Source organism: Amycolatopsis sp. NPDC104819 (assembly GCF_055583145.1).
Map to the genome: position 1 here is coordinate 201188 of NZ_JBVJON010000001.1, position 17049 is coordinate 218236.

Annotated in this window: 17 protein-coding genes; 9 read left to right on the forward strand and 8 right to left on the reverse strand. The window is 70.2% G+C overall.

Annotated elements, in window-relative coordinates:
• Nucleotides 1-129: 129 nt before the first annotated feature.
• Nucleotides 130-1419 (reverse strand): MFS transporter, encoded by a 1290-nt coding sequence (locus tag ACZ63E_RS00975; RefSeq protein ID WP_465333313.1) that lies wholly within the window; start codon nucleotides 1417-1419, stop codon nucleotides 130-132.
• Nucleotides 1420-1618: 199 nt separating this feature from the next.
• On the opposite strand from ACZ63E_RS00975, the gene ACZ63E_RS00980 reads away from it, so the two are divergent.
• A complete protein-coding gene (locus ACZ63E_RS00980) occupies nucleotides 1619-2200 on the forward strand; it encodes a YqgE/AlgH family protein (protein WP_465306559.1) in 582 nt (193 codons plus the stop codon).
• On the opposite strand, the gene ACZ63E_RS00985 is transcribed toward ACZ63E_RS00980, so the two are convergent.
• The gene (locus tag ACZ63E_RS00985; protein WP_465306561.1) at nucleotides 2197-2616 is read right to left on the reverse strand and encodes an SdpI family protein; all 420 of its coding nucleotides are present in this window, start codon (nucleotides 2614-2616) and stop codon (nucleotides 2197-2199) included. The genes ACZ63E_RS00980 and ACZ63E_RS00985 overlap by 4 nt on opposite strands.
• Before the next feature lie 65 nt (nucleotides 2617-2681).
• Between ACZ63E_RS00985 and ACZ63E_RS00990 the strand changes: the two genes are divergently transcribed.
• The 3 genes from ACZ63E_RS00990 to ACZ63E_RS01000 all read left to right on the forward strand — a co-directional run bounded on the left by ACZ63E_RS00990 (nucleotide 2682) and on the right by ACZ63E_RS01000 (nucleotide 8221).
• On the forward strand, nucleotides 2682-3842 hold the full coding sequence (locus tag ACZ63E_RS00990; protein WP_465333314.1) for an esterase-like activity of phytase family protein: 1161 nt from the start codon (nucleotides 2682-2684) through the stop codon (nucleotides 3840-3842).
• A 157-nt stretch (nucleotides 3843-3999) separates the two neighbouring features.
• Nucleotides 4000-6840, forward strand: a complete 2841-nt coding sequence (gene leuS / locus ACZ63E_RS00995) for a leucine--tRNA ligase (RefSeq protein WP_465333316.1) — start codon at nucleotides 4000-4002, stop codon at nucleotides 6838-6840.
• Nucleotides 6841-7483: 643 nt separating this feature from the next.
• Entirely contained in the window at nucleotides 7484-8221 is a 738-nt protein-coding gene (locus ACZ63E_RS01000) for an SDR family oxidoreductase (protein ID WP_465333318.1), read from the forward strand.
• On the opposite strand, the gene ACZ63E_RS01005 is transcribed toward ACZ63E_RS01000, so the two are convergent.
• The 6 genes from ACZ63E_RS01005 to ACZ63E_RS01030 form a co-directional block, all read right to left on the reverse strand.
• A complete protein-coding gene (locus ACZ63E_RS01005) occupies nucleotides 8218-8955 on the reverse strand; it encodes a TetR/AcrR family transcriptional regulator (RefSeq protein ID WP_465306569.1) in 738 nt (245 codons plus the stop codon). The genes ACZ63E_RS01000 and ACZ63E_RS01005 overlap by 4 nt on opposite strands.
• 73 nt (nucleotides 8956-9028) lie before the next feature.
• Nucleotides 9029-9637: a DUF3558 domain-containing protein gene (locus ACZ63E_RS01010; RefSeq protein ID WP_465333320.1), complete on the reverse strand. Its 609-nt coding sequence runs from the start codon at nucleotides 9635-9637 to the stop codon at nucleotides 9029-9031.
• On the reverse strand, nucleotides 9634-10026 hold the full coding sequence (locus ACZ63E_RS01015; RefSeq protein ID WP_465306573.1) for a hypothetical protein: 393 nt from the start codon (nucleotides 10024-10026) through the stop codon (nucleotides 9634-9636). The genes ACZ63E_RS01010 and ACZ63E_RS01015 overlap by 4 nt, the downstream gene beginning before the upstream one ends.
• Nucleotides 10023-10760 carry an ESX secretion-associated protein EspG gene (locus ACZ63E_RS01020; protein ID WP_465333322.1) on the reverse strand — a complete coding sequence of 246 codons (738 nt, stop codon included), beginning with the start codon at nucleotides 10758-10760 and terminating at the stop codon, nucleotides 10023-10025. The genes ACZ63E_RS01015 and ACZ63E_RS01020 overlap by 4 nt, the downstream gene beginning before the upstream one ends.
• Nucleotides 10757-11767, reverse strand: coding sequence for a hypothetical protein (locus tag ACZ63E_RS01025; RefSeq protein ID WP_465333323.1), 1011 nt, complete (start codon nucleotides 11765-11767; stop codon nucleotides 10757-10759). The genes ACZ63E_RS01020 and ACZ63E_RS01025 overlap by 4 nt, the downstream gene beginning before the upstream one ends.
• Before the next feature lie 417 nt (nucleotides 11768-12184).
• Complete coding sequence (locus tag ACZ63E_RS01030) at nucleotides 12185-12568, reverse strand: hypothetical protein (protein ID WP_465333325.1); 384 nt, start codon at nucleotides 12566-12568, stop codon at nucleotides 12185-12187.
• 169 nt (nucleotides 12569-12737) lie between these two features.
• Between ACZ63E_RS01030 and ACZ63E_RS01035 the strand changes: the two genes are divergently transcribed.
• From ACZ63E_RS01035 to ACZ63E_RS01055, 5 genes are read left to right on the forward strand one after another with little or no spacing between them, the layout of a single operon-like run.
• On the forward strand, nucleotides 12738-13241 hold the full coding sequence (locus ACZ63E_RS01035) for a YbaB/EbfC family nucleoid-associated protein (RefSeq protein ID WP_465306581.1): 504 nt from the start codon (nucleotides 12738-12740) through the stop codon (nucleotides 13239-13241).
• A gap of 22 nt (nucleotides 13242-13263) precedes the next feature.
• The gene (locus ACZ63E_RS01040) at nucleotides 13264-13602 is read left to right on the forward strand and encodes a hypothetical protein (protein ID WP_465306583.1); all 339 of its coding nucleotides are present in this window, start codon (nucleotides 13264-13266) and stop codon (nucleotides 13600-13602) included.
• Nucleotides 13595-14632 (forward strand): hypothetical protein, encoded by a 1038-nt coding sequence (locus ACZ63E_RS01045; protein ID WP_465333326.1) that lies wholly within the window; start codon nucleotides 13595-13597, stop codon nucleotides 14630-14632. Before ACZ63E_RS01040 ends, ACZ63E_RS01045 begins: the two co-directional genes overlap by 8 nt.
• A gap of 38 nt (nucleotides 14633-14670) precedes the next feature.
• The gene (locus tag ACZ63E_RS01050) at nucleotides 14671-15810 is read left to right on the forward strand and encodes a DUF6346 domain-containing protein (RefSeq protein WP_465333328.1); all 1140 of its coding nucleotides are present in this window, start codon (nucleotides 14671-14673) and stop codon (nucleotides 15808-15810) included.
• Between the two features lie 26 nt (nucleotides 15811-15836).
• On the forward strand, nucleotides 15837-16925 hold the full coding sequence (locus tag ACZ63E_RS01055) for a hypothetical protein (RefSeq protein WP_465333330.1): 1089 nt from the start codon (nucleotides 15837-15839) through the stop codon (nucleotides 16923-16925).
• Nucleotides 16926-17049 lie beyond the last annotated feature (124 nt).

Sequence of the window (17049 nt, forward strand, 5' to 3'; positions counted from 1 at the left end):
GCTTCGAGCCGTGCACGGTCGTCGCCCGCGGTGGTCACAGGTGCCCCCGGTGTCCCTCGAACCTACTAATGACTTGCCGTCACCCTAATGCCAATGGAGCAGTGCCCGTGACCGGTTCGGCGGTTTGCCTCAGCGAATCGTGCGACGCCGGGCCACCAGGTACCCGGCCCCGCCGACGAGGTAACAGGCGGTCGCGGCGATCAGCAGGCCCGGCGAGCGGCCGTCGGCCGGCACCACCAGCGCGCCCAGCGAAACCGCCGCCACCTGCGTGATGTTGAACAGCGTGTCGTACAGCGCGAACACCCGCCCGCGGGCTTCGTCGGCGACGTCGAGCTGGATCGACGAATCGACACAGAGCTTCAGCACCTGCCCGGCCCCGGTGATGACGAACGACGCGAGCAGCGCGAGCGGCAGCAGCATCGGCAGGCCGAACGCGGACTGGGCGATCGCCGCGAGCAGCAGGGAACCGAGCACCGCGCGCAGCCGGCCGAACTTCCGGATCAGCCGCGCGGTCAGCAACCCGGCCAGCAGCAGACCGGCCCCGGCGAGCGCGGCCATCTGCCCGAGCCCGGGCAGGCCGGCGCGGAACAGCCCGTGGTCGGTGAAGTAGTTGCGCATCAGCAGCACGGTGACCAGCAGCGAGACTCCGAACGACGCCCGGTGCGCGAACAGCGCGACGAACCCGGCCGTGACGCTCGGCGCGCGCCACGCGTGCTTCGCGCCGTCGGCCAGCCCGCGCGCGACGGCCAGCACGGGGTTCGGCGGCTCGTCGACAACCGTGGGCCCGAGCACGCCCCGCGCGAAACCGCGCGCGAGGAACGCCGAGACCAGGGTGCCGATCACGGCGAACGCCGTCGTCTCGGCCGAGCCGACGTCGTTGCTGCCGAAAAGCGCGCGCAGGCCGATCGCGCAGCCGCCGCCGATGACGGCGACCACCGAGCCGAGCGTGGTGGCGAAGGCGTTCGCCGTCACGACGCTCTCTTCCGCCACCACGTGTGGCAGCGACGCCGAGAGCCCGGATCCGATGAAGCGGCTGATGCCCTCCGCGGCCAGGGCCAGCGAAAACAGGCCGATGCCACCGAACCCGAAGCCGACGGCGGCCGCGGCGCAAACGATTGCGAGCCCGCGCAGGAGGTTCGCGAAGATGAGGACCTTCCGGCGGTCCCAGCGATCGAGGAGCGCACCGGCGAAGGGGCCGACAACCGAGTACGGCAGCAGCAGCGCGGCGAACCCGCCGGCGATCGCGAGCGGGTCGGCGGCACGCTCGGGGTTGAACAGCACGGCGCCGGCGAGACCGGCGCGGAAGACGCCGTCTCCCCAGCTCGCCGCGAAGCGGGTGAAGAGAAGACGGCGGAAGTCCGGGTCCTTGAGCAGCTCCCGGGGGCCTTTTCGCGTCGCCACACCGGCGCTGGTCGTCACAGGCCAAGAGTAGGTGGTCGACGCACTGAGGTCGCCTCTCGGCGGCTATGCGCAGTGTGGCTCCAGCCGGACGGTATTCCACAAAGGCGGTTCTTCAGTGAGCCCGGGGGACACGGAGTGCGCCGACCAGTGTTTCAAACGAGGCGGGTGGGGCGATTGTTCCCGAGCCGAAGTAATTCGCCGGGCCAGGAGTGAGATCATGGGTCGCGTGCCAGCGGACGCCGAGGTTGAACCGGGAACGCTCCTGGTCGCCGCCCCCACGATGGTCGACCCCAACTTCCGGCGGACCGTCGTGTTCGTCATCGACCACCGCGACGAGGGCACGCTCGGCGTGGTCCTCAACCGGCCGAGTGACGTCGCCGTGCACGACGTGCTGCCGAACTGGGGCGGGCACGTCGCCGAGCCGCAGGCGGTGTTCGTCGGCGGGCCGGTGGAGAAGAAGACGGCGCTGTGCCTGGCCGCGCTGCGCACCGGCGAGACGGCGGCGAGCGTGCCGGGTGTCATCGCGGTCCGCGGGCCGGTCGCGCTGGTCGACCTGGACACCGATCCGGAAGTGCTCGTGCCGAAGGTGCGTGGCGTACGCGTCTTCGCCGGCTACGCGGGCTGGGACTCGGGGCAGCTGGCGAGCGAGATCGAGCGGGACGACTGGGTCATCGTGCCCGCGCTGCCGAGCGACATCCTGGCCTCGCCGAACGGCGACCTGTGGAGCCAGGTGCTGCGCCGCCAGGGTGTCCCGATCGCGTTGCTGGCCACCCACCCGGGTGACCTGCAGCGGAACTAGGCGTCTTCCTTCTTGAAGACCCCGCAGCCGCCGGCGCCGCACGCGCAGCCGCTGCAGCCGGCGGGCGCCGCCGGAGCCGGCGCGGGCACGGTCAGCGCGGCCCGGTTGCCGAGCACCCCACCGCCCATGACCAGCACGAGCATGGCCAGCACCCCGGCGACCGCGGCGGAAACCAGCCCGGCGGTCGTCGGCATCGCGAGCCCGGCCAGCCCGGTGAGCACGGAGATCGCGCCGCCGGCCATGGTCGGCAGCCCCGCGACGCGGTTGGCCAGCTTGAACGCTTCTTCACTGCGCAACGCGGCCTGCGTGCGCACGCCGGTGCCGCCTTCGCGCGTCAAGCGCTCGCGGAAACCGAGGAACCCACCAAAACCGACGAGCAGACCCAGCACGACCGGAACCAGCGCGATAGCGAACACCGATCAAGGATAAGCGTGACGTCCCGGCAACCTGCCGGATACCCTGGTCGACTGTGCTACAGGCCATGTCACGACGTGTACTGCCCACAGTGTTGGCCCTTGGTCTGATCGGGGGAATTCTCGCCGCGGCGCCGGCGGAAGCCACCGAGCGTCACCAGCGGCCCGTCCGGCTGCTCGGCGAGCAGATCGTCCCGAACGCCCTGCAGTTCCAGGGCACGACGGTCGGCGGCCTCTCCAGCATCGACTACGACCCGCGGACCGGCGGGTACGCGCTGATCTGCGACGACCGCTCGGCGATCAACCCCGCCCGCTTCTACACCGCGACGTTCCCGGTGTCCGCGAAGGGCGTCGGCCCGGTCACCTTCACCGGCACGAAGCCGTTCCTGCGCCCGGACGGCACGCCGTACCCGCCGCTCACCCAGAACGACCCCACGAAGCCGCAGAACGAGCAGACGATCGACCCCGAAGAGCTGCGCGTCGACCCGTGGACCGGCGACTACTACTGGTCGCAGGAGGGCGAGCGCACCGCGACGACGTTGATCGACCCGTCGATCCGCGAGGCGCGCCGCGACGGGAAATACGTCCGCGACCTGCCGATCCCCGCGAACGAGAAGATGACGCCGACGGCCGGCCCGCGCCAGAACCTCGTCCTCGAGGGCATCACCTTCACCGGGTTCGGCGCGCTGCTGGCCAGCGAGGTCGAGGGCCCGCTGCTGCAGGACGGCCCGGAGTCGACCCGCACCACCGGCGGCATTTCGCGCATCACGCTGCAGGGCCGCTACGGCCCGGTGCTGGCGCAGTACGCCTACCAGCAGGAGCCGATTTTCGCGTCACCGGTGCCTGCCGGCGCGTTCGCCACGACCGGCGTCTCCTCGATGCTGGCCGTCGACCAGGCCGACCCGACGAAGTACCTGATGATGGAACGCTCGTTCGTCACCGGCGTCGGCAACAAGGTGCGCGTCTACGAGATCGACACCAAGGGCGCGACGAACATCCTGAACGTCAGGTCCCTGGCCGACGCCCAGCACGTCAAGCCGGTCAAGAAGCGCCTGCTGTTCGACGCCGCCGACCTCGGCCTGTCCACTGTGGACAACCTCGAGGGCATGACCTGGGGCCCGAAGCTGCCGAACGGCGAGCGCAGCCTGGTCATCGTCAGCGACAACAACTTCTCGCCGACCCAGGTCACGCAGTTCGCGGCAGTGGCGGTCCCCTCCGAACGGCTTTGACCAGCAAGTTACGATGAAGGTATGAACACGGCTCGGCTGCTCCTTAGCCTGCCGCGCTGACCGGGTCCGGCCCGGCCGGCGCGGCGACCCCTCATGCCCTGGTGGCTGAGGGGTCGAGTTGTTTCTGGAGTAGCTCGCTACGCGAAGGAAGACGGCGATGACCGAGTCAACTGGGACCGACGTCCCGGCGCACCGCTACACGGCCGCGCTGGCCGGCCAGATCGAGCAGCGCTGGCAGGACCACTGGGCTGACCAGGGCACCTTCCACGCGCCGAACCCGGTCGGGCCGCTCGCGGTCGAGGGGCAGCCGGTGCCCAGCGACAAGCTGTTCGTCCAGGACATGTTCCCGTACCCGTCGGGCTCCGGCCTGCACGTCGGGCACCCGCTGGGCTTCATCAGCACCGACGTCTTCGCCCGGTACCACCGGATGATCGGGCGCAACGTGCTGCACACGATGGGCTTCGACGCGTTCGGCCTGCCCGCCGAGCAGTACGCGGTCCAGACCGGGCAGCACCCGCGCAAGACGACCGAGGAGAACATCCAGACGTACCTGCGCCAGATCCGGCGCCTGGGCCTGGGGCACGACGAACGCCGTCGCATCTCCACGATCGACCCGAACTACTACCGCTGGACGCAGTGGATCTTCCTGCAGATCTTCAACTCCTGGTACGACACCGACGCGGGCAAGGCGCGCCCGATCGCCGAGCTGGAGGCCGCGTTCGCCGACGGCTCGCGTGCGGTGCCCGGAAACAAGGACTGGGCGTCGCTGAGCGCCGCCGAGCGCAAGACGGTCATCGACGACCACCGCCTGGTCTACATCTCCGAGGCGCCGGTCAACTGGTGCCCGGGCCTGGGCACGGTGCTGTCGAACGAAGAGGTGACCTCCGAGGGCCGCAGCGAGCGCGGCAACTTCCCCGTCTTCCGCCGCAACCTGCGCCAGTGGATGATGCGGATCACCGCGTACGCCGATCGCCTGGTCGACGACCTGGACCTGCTGGACTGGCCCGAGAAGGTCAAGTCCATGCAGCGGAACTGGATCGGCCGCTCGCACGGCGCCCGCGTCACGTTCAAGTCGGGTGACCACGGCATCGAGGTCTTCACGACCCGGCCGGACACGCTGTTCGGCGCGACGTACATGGTGCTGGCGCCGGAACATCCGCTGGTGGACGAGCTGACCACGCCCGCGTGGTCGGCCGACGTCGATTCCCGGTGGACCGGTGGTGCGGCGACGCCCGCCGAGGCCATCAAGGACTACCGCGTCGCGGCGTCGCGGAAGTCCGAGCTGGACCGGCAGGAGAACAAGGAGAAGACCGGCGTCTTCACCGGCGCGTACGCGACGAACCCGGTGAACGGCAAGGAGATCCCGATCTTCGTCGCCGACTACGTGCTGATGGGGTACGGCACCGGCGCGATCATGGCCGTGCCCGGCCAGGACGTCCGCGACTGGGAGTTCGCCGAGAAGTTCGGGCTGGAGATCATCCGGACCGTGCAGCCGTCGGAAGGCTTCGACGGCAAGGCGTTCACCGGCGACGGGCCGGCGATCAACTCGGGCTTCCTGGACGGCATGGACGTCGCCGAGGCCAAGAAGACGATCATCGAGAAGCTGGCCGAAGACGGCACCGGCGTCGGCACCGTGCAGTTCAAGCTGCGCGACTGGCTGTTTTCGCGCCAGCGCTACTGGGGCGAGCCGTTCCCGGTGGTCTACGACGAAGACGGCGAAGTCCACGCCGTGCCCGAGTCGATGCTGCCGATCGAGCTGCCCGAGGTCGCCGACTACTCGCCGGTGACGTTCGACCCGGAGGACCGCGACTCGATGCCGTCGTCCCCGCTGGCCCGCGCGACCGACTGGGTCGAGGTCGAGCTGGACCTGGGTGACGGCCCGAAGACCTACCGCCGTGACATCAACACGATGCCGAACTGGGCGGGCTCCTGCTGGTACCAGCTGCGGTACCTGGACCCGACGAACAGCGAAACGTTCTGCGCGCCGGAAAACGAGCAGTACTGGATGGGCCCGCGGCCCGGCGAACACGGCGCGGACGACACCGGCGGTGTCGACCTGTACGTCGGCGGTGTCGAGCACGCCGTGCTGCACCTGCTGTATTCGCGGTTCTGGCACAAGGTCCTGTTCGACCTGGGCCACGTGACGTCCAAGGAGCCGTACCGGAAGCTGTTCAACCAGGGCTACATCGAGGCGTACGCGTACACCGACTCGCGCGGTGTCTACGTCCCGGCCGAGCAGGTCGAGGAGCGCGGCGGGAAGTACTTCTTCAACGACGAGGAAGTCACCCAGGAGTACGGCAAGATGGGCAAGAGCCTGAAGAACGTCGTCACGCCGGACGAGATGGCCGAGAACTACGGCGCCGACACGTTCCGGTTCTACGAGATGGCGATGGGCCCGCTGGCGATGTCGCGTCCCTGGGCGACGAAGGACGTCGTGGGCGCGCACCGGTTCCTGCAGCGGCTGTGGCGCCTGGTCGTCGACGAGGCGTCGGGCGAGCTGCGAGTGTCCACTGAGGACGCTTCGGAGGCGGACCGGAAGGTGCTGCACCGCACGGTCGCCGGCGTCCGCGAGGACTACGCGGAGATGCGGTTCAACACGGCCGGCGCGAAGCTGATCGAGCTGAACAACCACGTCACCAAGGTGTACGGCGCGGCCGCGTCGACCCCGCGTGAGCTGGCCGAGCCGCTGGTGCTGATGCTGGCGCCGCTGGCCCCGCACCTGGCGGAGGAGCTGTGGCACCGGCTGGGCCACGCGGATTCCCTGGTGCAGGGCCCGTTCCCGGTGGTGGACGAGAAGTACCTGGTGGAGGACACGGTCGAGTACCCGATCCAGGTCAACGGCAAGGTCCGCTCCCGCGTGACGGTGGCGGCTTCCGCGTCGTCGGACGACGTCCAGGCGGCGGCGCTGGCGGACGAGAAGGTCTCGGCGCTGATCGGCGACGGGAGCCCGCGCAAGGTGATCGTGGTGCCGGGCAAGCTGGTCAACATCGTCCTGTAGCGCCGACGGCGGCCGCCCATTGGCTGGGCGGCCGCCGAGTCCCGCGGCGAAACCCCGAAAATCGGGCGATGCCGGAGTTGTGCACACCCTCAGCCAGTTGTGGACAAGTGCCGGCCCAGAGCCCCATTTCAGGCCGGCCGCCGCGGCCCGCCGATAGACTGGAACCGGGGACGCCCCCCTGGGAGCGGCGGGGGATGCTCGGCGGATTCGCCGGTCAGCTCGTAGCGCGGATGGCCAGGTACACCACGCCGGAGGTCGCGGTAGCGGCCCGGGAAGGTCGTGAATGACTCATTCATGACCTCTGACGAGGTGAATGAGTCATTCACGACATCGCAGCGGCTCGCCGGTCACGTTCGCCCCGACTTTGCCGGGACCCTGCTCGAGAGCGGCAGGGGATGTTCGGCGGATGGGCGGTTTCGAGGAGGTCGTTGCAACACCTGAGTGTTCAAGAGTTGCTCCTTGTCCAGCCGTGATCGGCGTGGCAAACCGTTGCTCGAGAAGCGGGCGGCCTGCTATCGAACCGCTTCGCGATTCGGACCCGAAAGCCGGCGTAGCGCGCTGTCGGAAAGCCGCCGGTGTTTCTTCCCCGTTCTCGATTTGATTGAGCAGTCAACAAAAAGGCTCGATCGAAGGAGAACCGGGGATGACCCTCGACGGCAAGGTGGCACTGGTGACGGGCGGCAGCCGCGGCATCGGCGCGGCCACGGCACTGCGGCTCGCCGAGGACGGCGCCGACGTCGCGCTGACCTACCAGCACAACGGCGTCCTGGCGGCCGAGGTGGTCGAGCAGATCAAGCACCTCGGCCGGCGCGCGCTGGCGATCCAGGCGGACTCGGCGGACGCCGCCGCGGTGTCGGCGGCGGTCTCGGCGACCGTCGCCGAGTTCGGCCGGCTGGACGTGCTGGTGAACAACGCGGGCGTCGGCTTTGTGGGCGCCTTCGCCGAGACTGCGCTCGAAGACGTCGACCGCGTGCTCGCGGTGAACGTCCGCGGCGTCTTCGCGGCGACCCAGGCCGCGGCCGCCCACCTGGGCGAGGGCGGCCGCGTGATCACGATCGGCAGCTGCGTGACCGACCGGGTGCCCGGCCCGGGCATGGCGCTGTACGCGACGAGCAAGGCGGCGATGGTCGGCCTGACCAAGGCGCTGGCGCGGGAGCTGGGGCCGCGCGGCATCACGGTCAACCTCGTCCACCCCGGCCCGACCGACACGGACATGAACCCGGCGGACGGCCCGTACGCGGCCGACCAGCGGGCGTTCATCCCGTTCGACCGCTACGGAAAGCCGTCGGAAGTCGCCTCGGCGGTGTCCTACCTGGCCGCGCCGAGCAGCGCCTACGTCACGGCCGCGACTCTTTCGGTCGACGGCGGCCACGCGGCCTAACCGGAGTAGAGCCCGATCTCGCGCGCCAGGTCGATGAGCATGGACTCGAAGAGGACGTCCGGCTTGGACATCGGGATGGGGTAGTTGCCGAAGACCTCGAGCGTGACGTGCCCGTAGAGCCGGGCCCAGAACTGGATCATCAGGTACGTCACGCCGAGGTCGATCTTCTCCACCGGCACGTCCTGGTCGGACTCGACGAGCACGGCGACCAGCGACTCCTGGAACGTCTTGAGGTCGTCGCGCAGCTCGTCGGGCACCCCGCTGGCCGAGGGCAGGACGACGTCGGTGCGCGCGAGCACCCGCCCGGCGGCGGCCAGGAAGATCCGCCCGAACGGCTCGTCGACCCGGCTCAGCGCGGAGCCGGCAGCGGACCCGACACCGCCGGTCGGCGACGCGAAGACGAGCGTGAACTCCTTCGTGTGGGTGAGCGCCCAGCGCCGGAAACCCTTGCAGATGGCGAAGAGCTGCAAGATCCCGTCGTCCGGCAGCTCGGCGATGTCCTCGGCGAGCTCGTCCGCCAGATCCGCGCAGACGTCCAGCCGCAGGTTCCCGACAAGATCGTCCCGCGATTCGTAGTACCGGTAGAGCGCGGGCGCGGTGATCCCCAGCTCCCGCGCGATGGCACGCAGGGTGACCGCCTCCGGCCCCTGCTCGACGAGCAGCTTCCGGGCGGTCCGCCGGATGTCCTGTTCGGTAGCCGCTCGCGCGCGACCCCTCCGAGTGGGGTGGCTCATCCGAACAGTCTAGGCGCTTACTACGACAAGTCTTGCATTAACGCGGCCCCGGGTGGTCACGGAAAGGCGCAGCTCAGGCCCTCGCCTTGAGGTTGGTCAACACGGTGTCGGCGACCTCGGGAGCGGCGTCGAAGCAGTCCTTGCCTTGGGCCGCGGACTTGTCGCCGAGCGTCAACGCCATCGAGAACGCCAGCTTGTCGGACACACCGACGACGACGACACAAGAGCGCTTGTTGTCGGTGTTCGTGTAGGCGACGGCCGGAAATCCCTGGACCGCTTCGAGCGGCTGCCAGCGTGCGGCTTTGGGCTGCACGTTCTGGTAGGCCAGGCCGATTCCCTGATCTGATTTCGTCTGGTAGGCGACGGAGATGCCCGCTCCCGATCCGGAAGCGCTGCTCCACTGACAGAGCGGGCCGAGCTCGGTGTCCGTTGGCTTGGCCGGGGTCGGCTGCCCGAGGAAGTGGGTCAGCTGGCTGCCGGTGAGCGCGCTGTCGCAAGGACTGCCGTCGAGTGCCGTCGCCGGAAGGGGACTCGCCACCGCGGGCACGTCGCTGCCGGCGGATGCCGTGCTCGAAGGTGCGGTTGTGGTGGTCGCCGGTGCCTGGGGGGTGCCGCCGCACGCGGAGATCAGCAAGCCGCCGGCCATGATCGCGGCCATGCCCATCGTGGATCGCTTTGTCATTCGAGGGTCCCGTTCGTGTCGTCTGCCGCTTGCCGGTCGGCCGCCACGACCATGCCGAGCGCCTTCTGCAGACGTGTGATCAACTCGGACAGATAGTTGTACTGGTAGTCGAGATGGCCCTGGTAGAAGCGACCGGTCTCGTTGACGCCGTTCGGACCGAGGACGGCACTGGTGCTGGCCGGCTCCTGCGCCGGCGGCGTCGCCTGCGACAGCACCTGCGCGGCGTCGCGCTGCTGCTGAATCGAAATCCGCAGATCCGTCGCCTTCTTGAGCATCGCGCGCATCTCTTCACTGCTCATCGCGAATCCCTGCCCGCCAGCCGGCCGCGACGCGCCACTGGGCAGGTCCGTCGCCCAGAATCCCAGGCCGCCGAACATCGAGCTCGTCATCGTCCTCCCCCTAACCCGTTCAGCGTCGCGTACAGCACTTCGGTCAGCGCACTCCGGGTCCCCGGCTGGAAACTGACCATCCGCTCCCGCCCGGGATACACGTACGTCAGCACCCGCCCGGCGCCGGCGACGTCCACCACTGTGATCGGCGCGCTCCGGACTCCCCGGTTCACCGCGTAACACTGGTGCAGGCCCGTGCGCTTCGCCGCCATCAGCCGTCGCGCCCAGACCAGCGGGTCGGGGGCGCGGTCGTCGGTCGGGTCGCTGAGGTCGTACGAGTCCTCCCGGGCCGAAAACCGCGACTCCGGGATCGCCACCGGCGAAATCCGGGCGGGCGGGACCGGCGGCAGGACGTCGACCATCGACTCCGCCAGGTACGACGGCTCCACGACGTCGATCCGGATCGAGTCGTCCTTGCGGATCAGGCGGAGCGCGTTCCGGCCGGTCGTGGCGACGAGCACCGCGCCCGACTCGTCCGCGTTGATGTCGCCGAGCCAGGCCGTGAACTGGTGGGTGCCCTTCGCCAGCACCCGCAGGACGTCGCGGAACTCACGCGTCAACGTGCCGCCCGCCGCGAGCCGGAGTGACGTGAGGACGTCGAGAACCTTTTCCTCGAGCCGCTTGCGGGTTTCGTCGCCGAGCCAGAGGTTGTCGCTGCCGAGGACCGCGGGGGGTGGGCCGTGCCGCTCCCACTCCCACGCGGTGAGCAAAGCGGCCTTGGGCAGGAAGATCACAGCCCGATCACCGGCGGCACGGTCCGCTCGTCCGACCCGCCGAAGACGCTCTCCGGGTCGGCTTCCACCAGGTACGACGCGCGCTGGTGCTCTTCGTCCTCGGACTTGCCGCCCTTGGCGCCGTGGCCCATGCCGCCCATGCCCGGGGAGCCCGGCTTGCCCGCCGCGCCGCCGCGCATGCCGCCGGGCGCGCCCGGACGTCCTTCGCCCGGAACCGACGCGCCGGTGGACGCGCCGGGACCGCGGACACCGGATCCACCGCCAGACGACGAGCCTGGCCCGAAACCACCACCGCCTGGGCCGAAGCCACCTCCGGGACCGAACCCGGGCCCGAAGCCGCCCACGCCGGAGCCCGGGCCGAAACCGCCGCCCGGTCCGGTCCCCGGCGGCTGATAACCCGGCGGGAACTGCGTCGACGGCGGCACGTAACCCTGCGCCCGGACGCTGTCGTCCACGCCCGGCGGCGACACGTGCGGCGTGACCTGGCCCGGCGGAGGCGGGGGTGGAGGCGGCGGCTGCTGGACGTTCGGCGGGTGGACCGCCGGCGGCGGCTGCACCTGCGCGCCGATCGGCCGGTCGTCGTCACCGCCACCGTCGACCCGCGGCCGCCTGCCGGGCGGCACGACCGGCTTCTTCGGGTCGTTCACCGTGAAGTCGCCGCCGGTGTACTCGCGGAGCTGGCCGTAGTCGATCGTCCGGCCCGCGGTGTTCGAGCTGGACTGGTGCGAGTACGCCGTGTACCGCTCGACGTTCTCCTGGGCCTTCCGGTTGAACTGGTTGATCTTGTCTTCGGTGTCGGTGTCCCACGGCGTCGCGACGTCCCAGGCGCTGCGCGTCGGCGGCTGGTCGGTGACGTCCGGGTGCAGCGAGTTCTTCAGCTGGTGGAACTGGTCGATCTGCGTCTGCGACAGCGTGGAGTTGCGGTCCAGAGTCGTGGACGCGGAGGTCGCGGACCCGTCGGCGGCTGGAGGCGTTCCCGGGCCGCGTCGGCCGAGCTGCCGGTCCACGCGGACTCGAGGCCGGACGTGAGCTCGCGCGTGCCCTGCTCGAGCTCACGCTGGTACGTCGACTGGTCCACGCCCGCCTGGTGCACCTTCTGGAGCGACTCCGTGCCGGGCCCGGACATCACGGCCTTGACCAGCTGCCCCGGTGACATGCCCGCGGCCTGCGGGTTGTCCGCTCCGGTGCCGGTCTGCGACCCGACGTACGCCCCCACGACCGCGCCGGGCAGCCCGCCCGCGAGCAGGCCGACACCGGCGCCGGTCAGTACCTTGCCGAGCCCGTCGGACCCCGACTGGACGGCGTGCGCGATCTCCGACCCGACGTGCTTGGCAGCGTCGAGCATGTCGCCGAACAACCCCACCGAACTGCGCTCCCCTCGCGGTTCGACCTCCCCCTGACGTTCACGGACGATACCGCACCGGTCACTGAACGTGGAGCGGATCGACCTGGTCAGGGGTCCGCACCTGCCGCCGTGTCAGCGGCCGCAGCAGCCACATGCACACCACGACCATGCCGAGCGCGCAGAAGAAGTGCACGATCCACGCCCCGGCGAGCGAGGGCCCGCCCCAGGAGTTCGCCGCGGTCGGGTCCGACGCCCAGAAGATCCCGTAGGTGGCGACGCGCCCGACTAGGTACCAGACCAGCAACGCCACCACGAAGGACACCGCGCTCGCGGGCAGCGCGCCACCTCGCGGCTCGGCGTTCAGGCAGCGCCGCGAGAGCCGCCGTCGCACCGCGGGGCCACCCAGGTATGCCGGGAATGCGAGGAGCGCGTAGATCGCTCGTTTCCAGTCGGAGATGCTCATGAAGATCACGCTAGGAGCCGCTGAGCTGCCGAAACACCCGGCTGGCCACCCGGCCGGGTGGGGAAAACCGCGGGGCCTTCGTCACACCGAGCGGAAAGGCCCGTAACTGTCGGTGCGGTGTGCCACACTCGGTCGCCGTACGGCTACTGACGTGAACGGGGAGGTTCGCGTGACGAACCCTGAACAGCTCTTCGCCGGCTTCGAAGCCAGGATGGCCGAGGCGCAGCAGAAGGCTGATCGGATGCGCACCGAGATGGCGACCGTCTCGGTGGCGGAACGCAGCAAGGACGGCCAGATCGCGGTCAAGGTCAACCACCTGGGCAACCTGGTCGGCCTCGAAATCGGCCACGCCGTGCGCGACAAGCCGAACCTGGCCGACCAGATCCTGCGAACGGTCCAGGCCGCGCAGAGCAGGCTGGCGACGGCGGTCCAGTCGGCCGTCCCCTCGCTGGCGGGCACCGAGACGATGACCGAACTCGTCGACCAGCTGCACCGCGAGTACCCGGAGCCGGCGCCCGAGGGAGGTCGTGAGACCGCTGACGACGGCGCCCGGTTCATCGCGGAAGAGGAGCCACCCGCGCCGCCCGTTCCCGAGCCGCCGCGCCCGGCCCGCCCGTCGGCGGACGACGGCACGGACGACGACTACTTCGGCGAAGGCGACTACCTGCGCTGAGCCGCGGAACGGGGAGGGAAAGATGGCCGGGCAGAGCGGTCCGGGGTTCGACGAGAACCCCGAGGCGATCGACGAGCACGCCAAGCAGATGGAAGCGACGTTCGACGTCCTCAAGCAGGCGTTGGCGCTCGCCCACGACCAGCCGGCCGGGCCGGACGCGTTCGGCCTGATCGGGCAGCTGTGCCAGCTGAGCACCTGGTGCGGCCACGTGTCCGGGCAGGCGACGGACACGCTCCAGGCCGCGGTCGACGGCGCCGACTACCACGTGGAAGCCGTCCGCAAATGGGCGAAGCAGCGCCGGGTGGACGAAGAATCGGCCTCGGCACTCGTGAACCGGGCTTCGGGAGGCGGAAATGGCTGACAGCCCCATGATGACCGAGGCCAAAGGTCAAACGGATTCCGAGAAGTACGTGGTCGACAGCGCCCTCGAAGGCGCCGGCGCGCTTCAGGACTACTACGGCGGCCTCGAAAAGGCCCTGCACGGGGACTGGACCGAGGGGCTGTTCAGCCTCGCGAACGCCGGCCTGGGCGTGAAGGACATGCTCAAGGACGGGAACCCGTTCGAGACGCTGATCAGCTGGGGCCTGGGCTGGGTGATCGAGCACGTCGACTTCCTGAAGGAGCCGCTGGACTGGGTCACCGGTGACCAGGACGCCCTCGACCTGGAGGGCAAGAAGTGGGAGGTGATCGGCGAGCACGTCCAGAAGACCGCCGAGCAGCTGACCGCCGAGGTGCGGAAGAACTGCCTCGACTGGAAGGGCAAGGTGGCCGACCAGTACCGCGTGTACGTCCAGAAGCAGCTGGACGCGTACGCGGCCCTGTCGGATTCCGCGACGAGAGTCGCGCAGGTCATCGCGATGTGCAAGACGATCCTGGACGTCGTCCGGACCCTGATCCGCGACCTGATCACGGACACGCTCGCGAAGATCATCATGATCCTGTGCCGCACCCCGCCGCCGGGCTATCCGGCGGCGCTGGCCGCCGAGGGCGTGCCGTACGCGGTCAAGCAGGGCGGCAAGATGGTCGAGCAGTGCGGCAGGCTGGCTCGCGCCTTCGCCCACGCCAAGGAGTTCCTCCGTTCTCTCGGAGACTTCTTCAGCCGGGTGGTCAGTGCGGTCGGGACCGCGGGCAAGGAGATGTTCGAGGGGTTCGCGAAGGCCGCCGGGCAGGAGGCCGGCATGAAGGCCTTCGAGCAGCTGGCGACCTTGCCCGGGCAGACCGCCGGGGAAGATCAGCACGACCGTGACGAAACGTCGATCGTCCCGGAGGACCACTCGTCGAACTACCCGGTCGACCAGGTCCCGCGGTCCGGGCCGGTGACCGCGGACGACGACGGGCAGCCCTTTTCCGGCCGGCCCGGTGCCCAGCGGATCTCCGGCTCGATCGAGTGACCGGCGTCGTCGCGAGACCGCCTTCGCGGGTCTGGCGGGTGACGAAGATCGTGGTCCGGGGCGTGCTGGCATACGTGTTGCTGATCATCTTCGGCATCGGCGGCCTGACCCTGGTCCGGCTCGTCGACGCCCCGGTCAGCAGCACCGAGCGCCCCGGCAGCGGCAGCGATGTGGTCGCCCGCGCCGGCGACTTCGCCGGGGCGTGCAAACGGCACGGGCCGCTGTCGTTGAAGGGCGCCGGTTACTACTGGGAGTGTTATGCCCGCATCTTCAACCCCGACGGCACGCAGACGACCGACAAGTTCGGCCCGGACGAGCTGACTCCGGCCGACGACGCCGGTCACCTGGTCAAGGCCGTGAAGGACCACAAGATCTGGCGGCGCGCCGTCGACCACCCGTACGGCTTCCTGGGCGCGCTCGGCGCGGTCGTCCTCGGGGCGGCGGGGGCGGTCGTGACGAAGCTCGGCTGGCTCCGGGTCCTCGGCTGGATCGCGTTCCAGCCCGGTCCGGGGCCCCGCCCACCGGACGAGCCCGGCTCGCCGGTCCGGGTCCGCGTCCCGGTGGCCGCCGACACCGAGCGCAGGCGCGCCGCGCGGCCGGGCGCGGTGGTGGTGCTGGTCGGCGGGCTCGCGCTGGTCGCCGCTTCGGTGACGATGGTCGTCGCGATGCGCGGGCTCGGCGACGTCGGGGCCATCGGCTGGTTCTTCGCCGGGGTGTTCGCGCCGATCGGGCTGGTCGTGCTCGCCTTGGTGCCCTACGCCCATCGACGGCTGGTGTCGCCGGAGGTCGTCGAGATCTCCGTGGCGGAAGACGGCGTCCGGCAGCCGCGCGAAGACCGCCCGCCGGCCGTTGTCCCGTGGTCGTCGATCGACCGGCTCGTCCTCGAAGAGCGCGTGATCGGCAGCGACGTCGCCTGCCACCTCTCCCTGACCGGCGGCGGCCGCGAATTCCGGCTCCTGCCCGGGTTCCGCACCCGCTCACCGCGCGGCTTCCTGCTGTCCCCGGCGCTACCCGCGGACGAGGCCCGGCGACTGGCCGGGGCGTTCGAGCGGTACCACCCCGGCCGGGTCGAGTGGCCCGCTCGGGAGATCCGCCGTGGTGGGCTGGGGATCGTGCGCGCCGTCAAGCGCACCATCATCCGCTGGAAGGCCGGCCGGATTTCGGGTTCGATCGAATGACCGCGCCGCGCAGCGACCGTCTCGTCTTGTCGCGAACTGACGGACCCCACTGGGTCCTCGCCGGGGTGCTGCTCCTCGTTGCCGGCGGGTTCGTTTGGCTGACGCTCGCTTCGACGCGGAGTCCGGGCGCCGTGGGCTGGGTTTTCGGCGGCGGTTTCGGGCTGCTCGGCCTCATCTTGGTCGTCCGCTCGCTGCGCAAACCCGTTGTCAACGAGCTGGTCCTGGACGCCTCGGGGATCACGCGCATCGTCGGCGGTGTCGTCTGGGCGGTGCGCTGGGACGAACTGGCCGCCGTCGCCGTGCCGGCCGAGCCGGGCCGGGAACACTCCTTCCGGGTTGTTCTCGAGCCGGCCGATGCCCGGTTCCGGGAGCAGCGAGGGCTGGCCCCGGTGAGCGGGGGCCAGTACCTGGTAGCCGGGATGACGCTGTCGGTCTCCGAAGCCGAACGCGTCCGAGAGATCGCCGCGAAGCACGTCGGAGTGGCCGAACGGACGGTCACGCCGGTGTTGCGCGAACCGCCACCCCAGCCGGCGCCGGTCGCCGGGTTCGGGCCGGCGACCGTGCCCGAGCTCGACCACGTGAGCATCCACGTCAACGGGTGGGACCGCCGGAAGGTGTGGTTCTTCGACTCCGCCATGGTCCTGCTCGGCATCGGGGCGTACGTGGCAGCCGAGTTCGGCCCGGCCGGTTTCCTGCACACCGTCTTCCGGATCCTGCTCGGCGCGGTCATCGTGCTCGCCGCCGTGACTCACGCCTTCCACATGAACACCACCACGCGCAAGCTCCGGACCGACCTGCGGCTTTCGAACGTGGGCTTCCGGTGGAAGACGTACTACCGGAAGCTCGAACTGAACTGGCGCGAAGTCGCCGAACTCCGGCTGCTCACGAACGGTCAGCTGGAGCTCCGGCCGGTCGATCTCGATTTCCCGTTGCGCCACGGCGACTTCGAAGCGCTCGCCGTGGACGACGGCTGGTACCGGCTGCCGCGGGCGCTGAGCCCGGCGGCCGCGCGCAAGTTCGGCGAGTGCGCGCCCGCCCTGCTTCCCCGCGACGTCGTGCTGACCGTCGGGCGGGGCGGGGCGCCGCCGACGCCGATCACTCGGGGGGCTACGTGATCGGCGCCGGCGACCCGATGCCCGGCCCGGCTCGCGCCGGTTGGGGCAACGTCACCACGTCTCCGTGATGACGCACCTGGAGAGCGGGACCGGTCCGTGAAGTGACGACCGGAGGAAGGACATC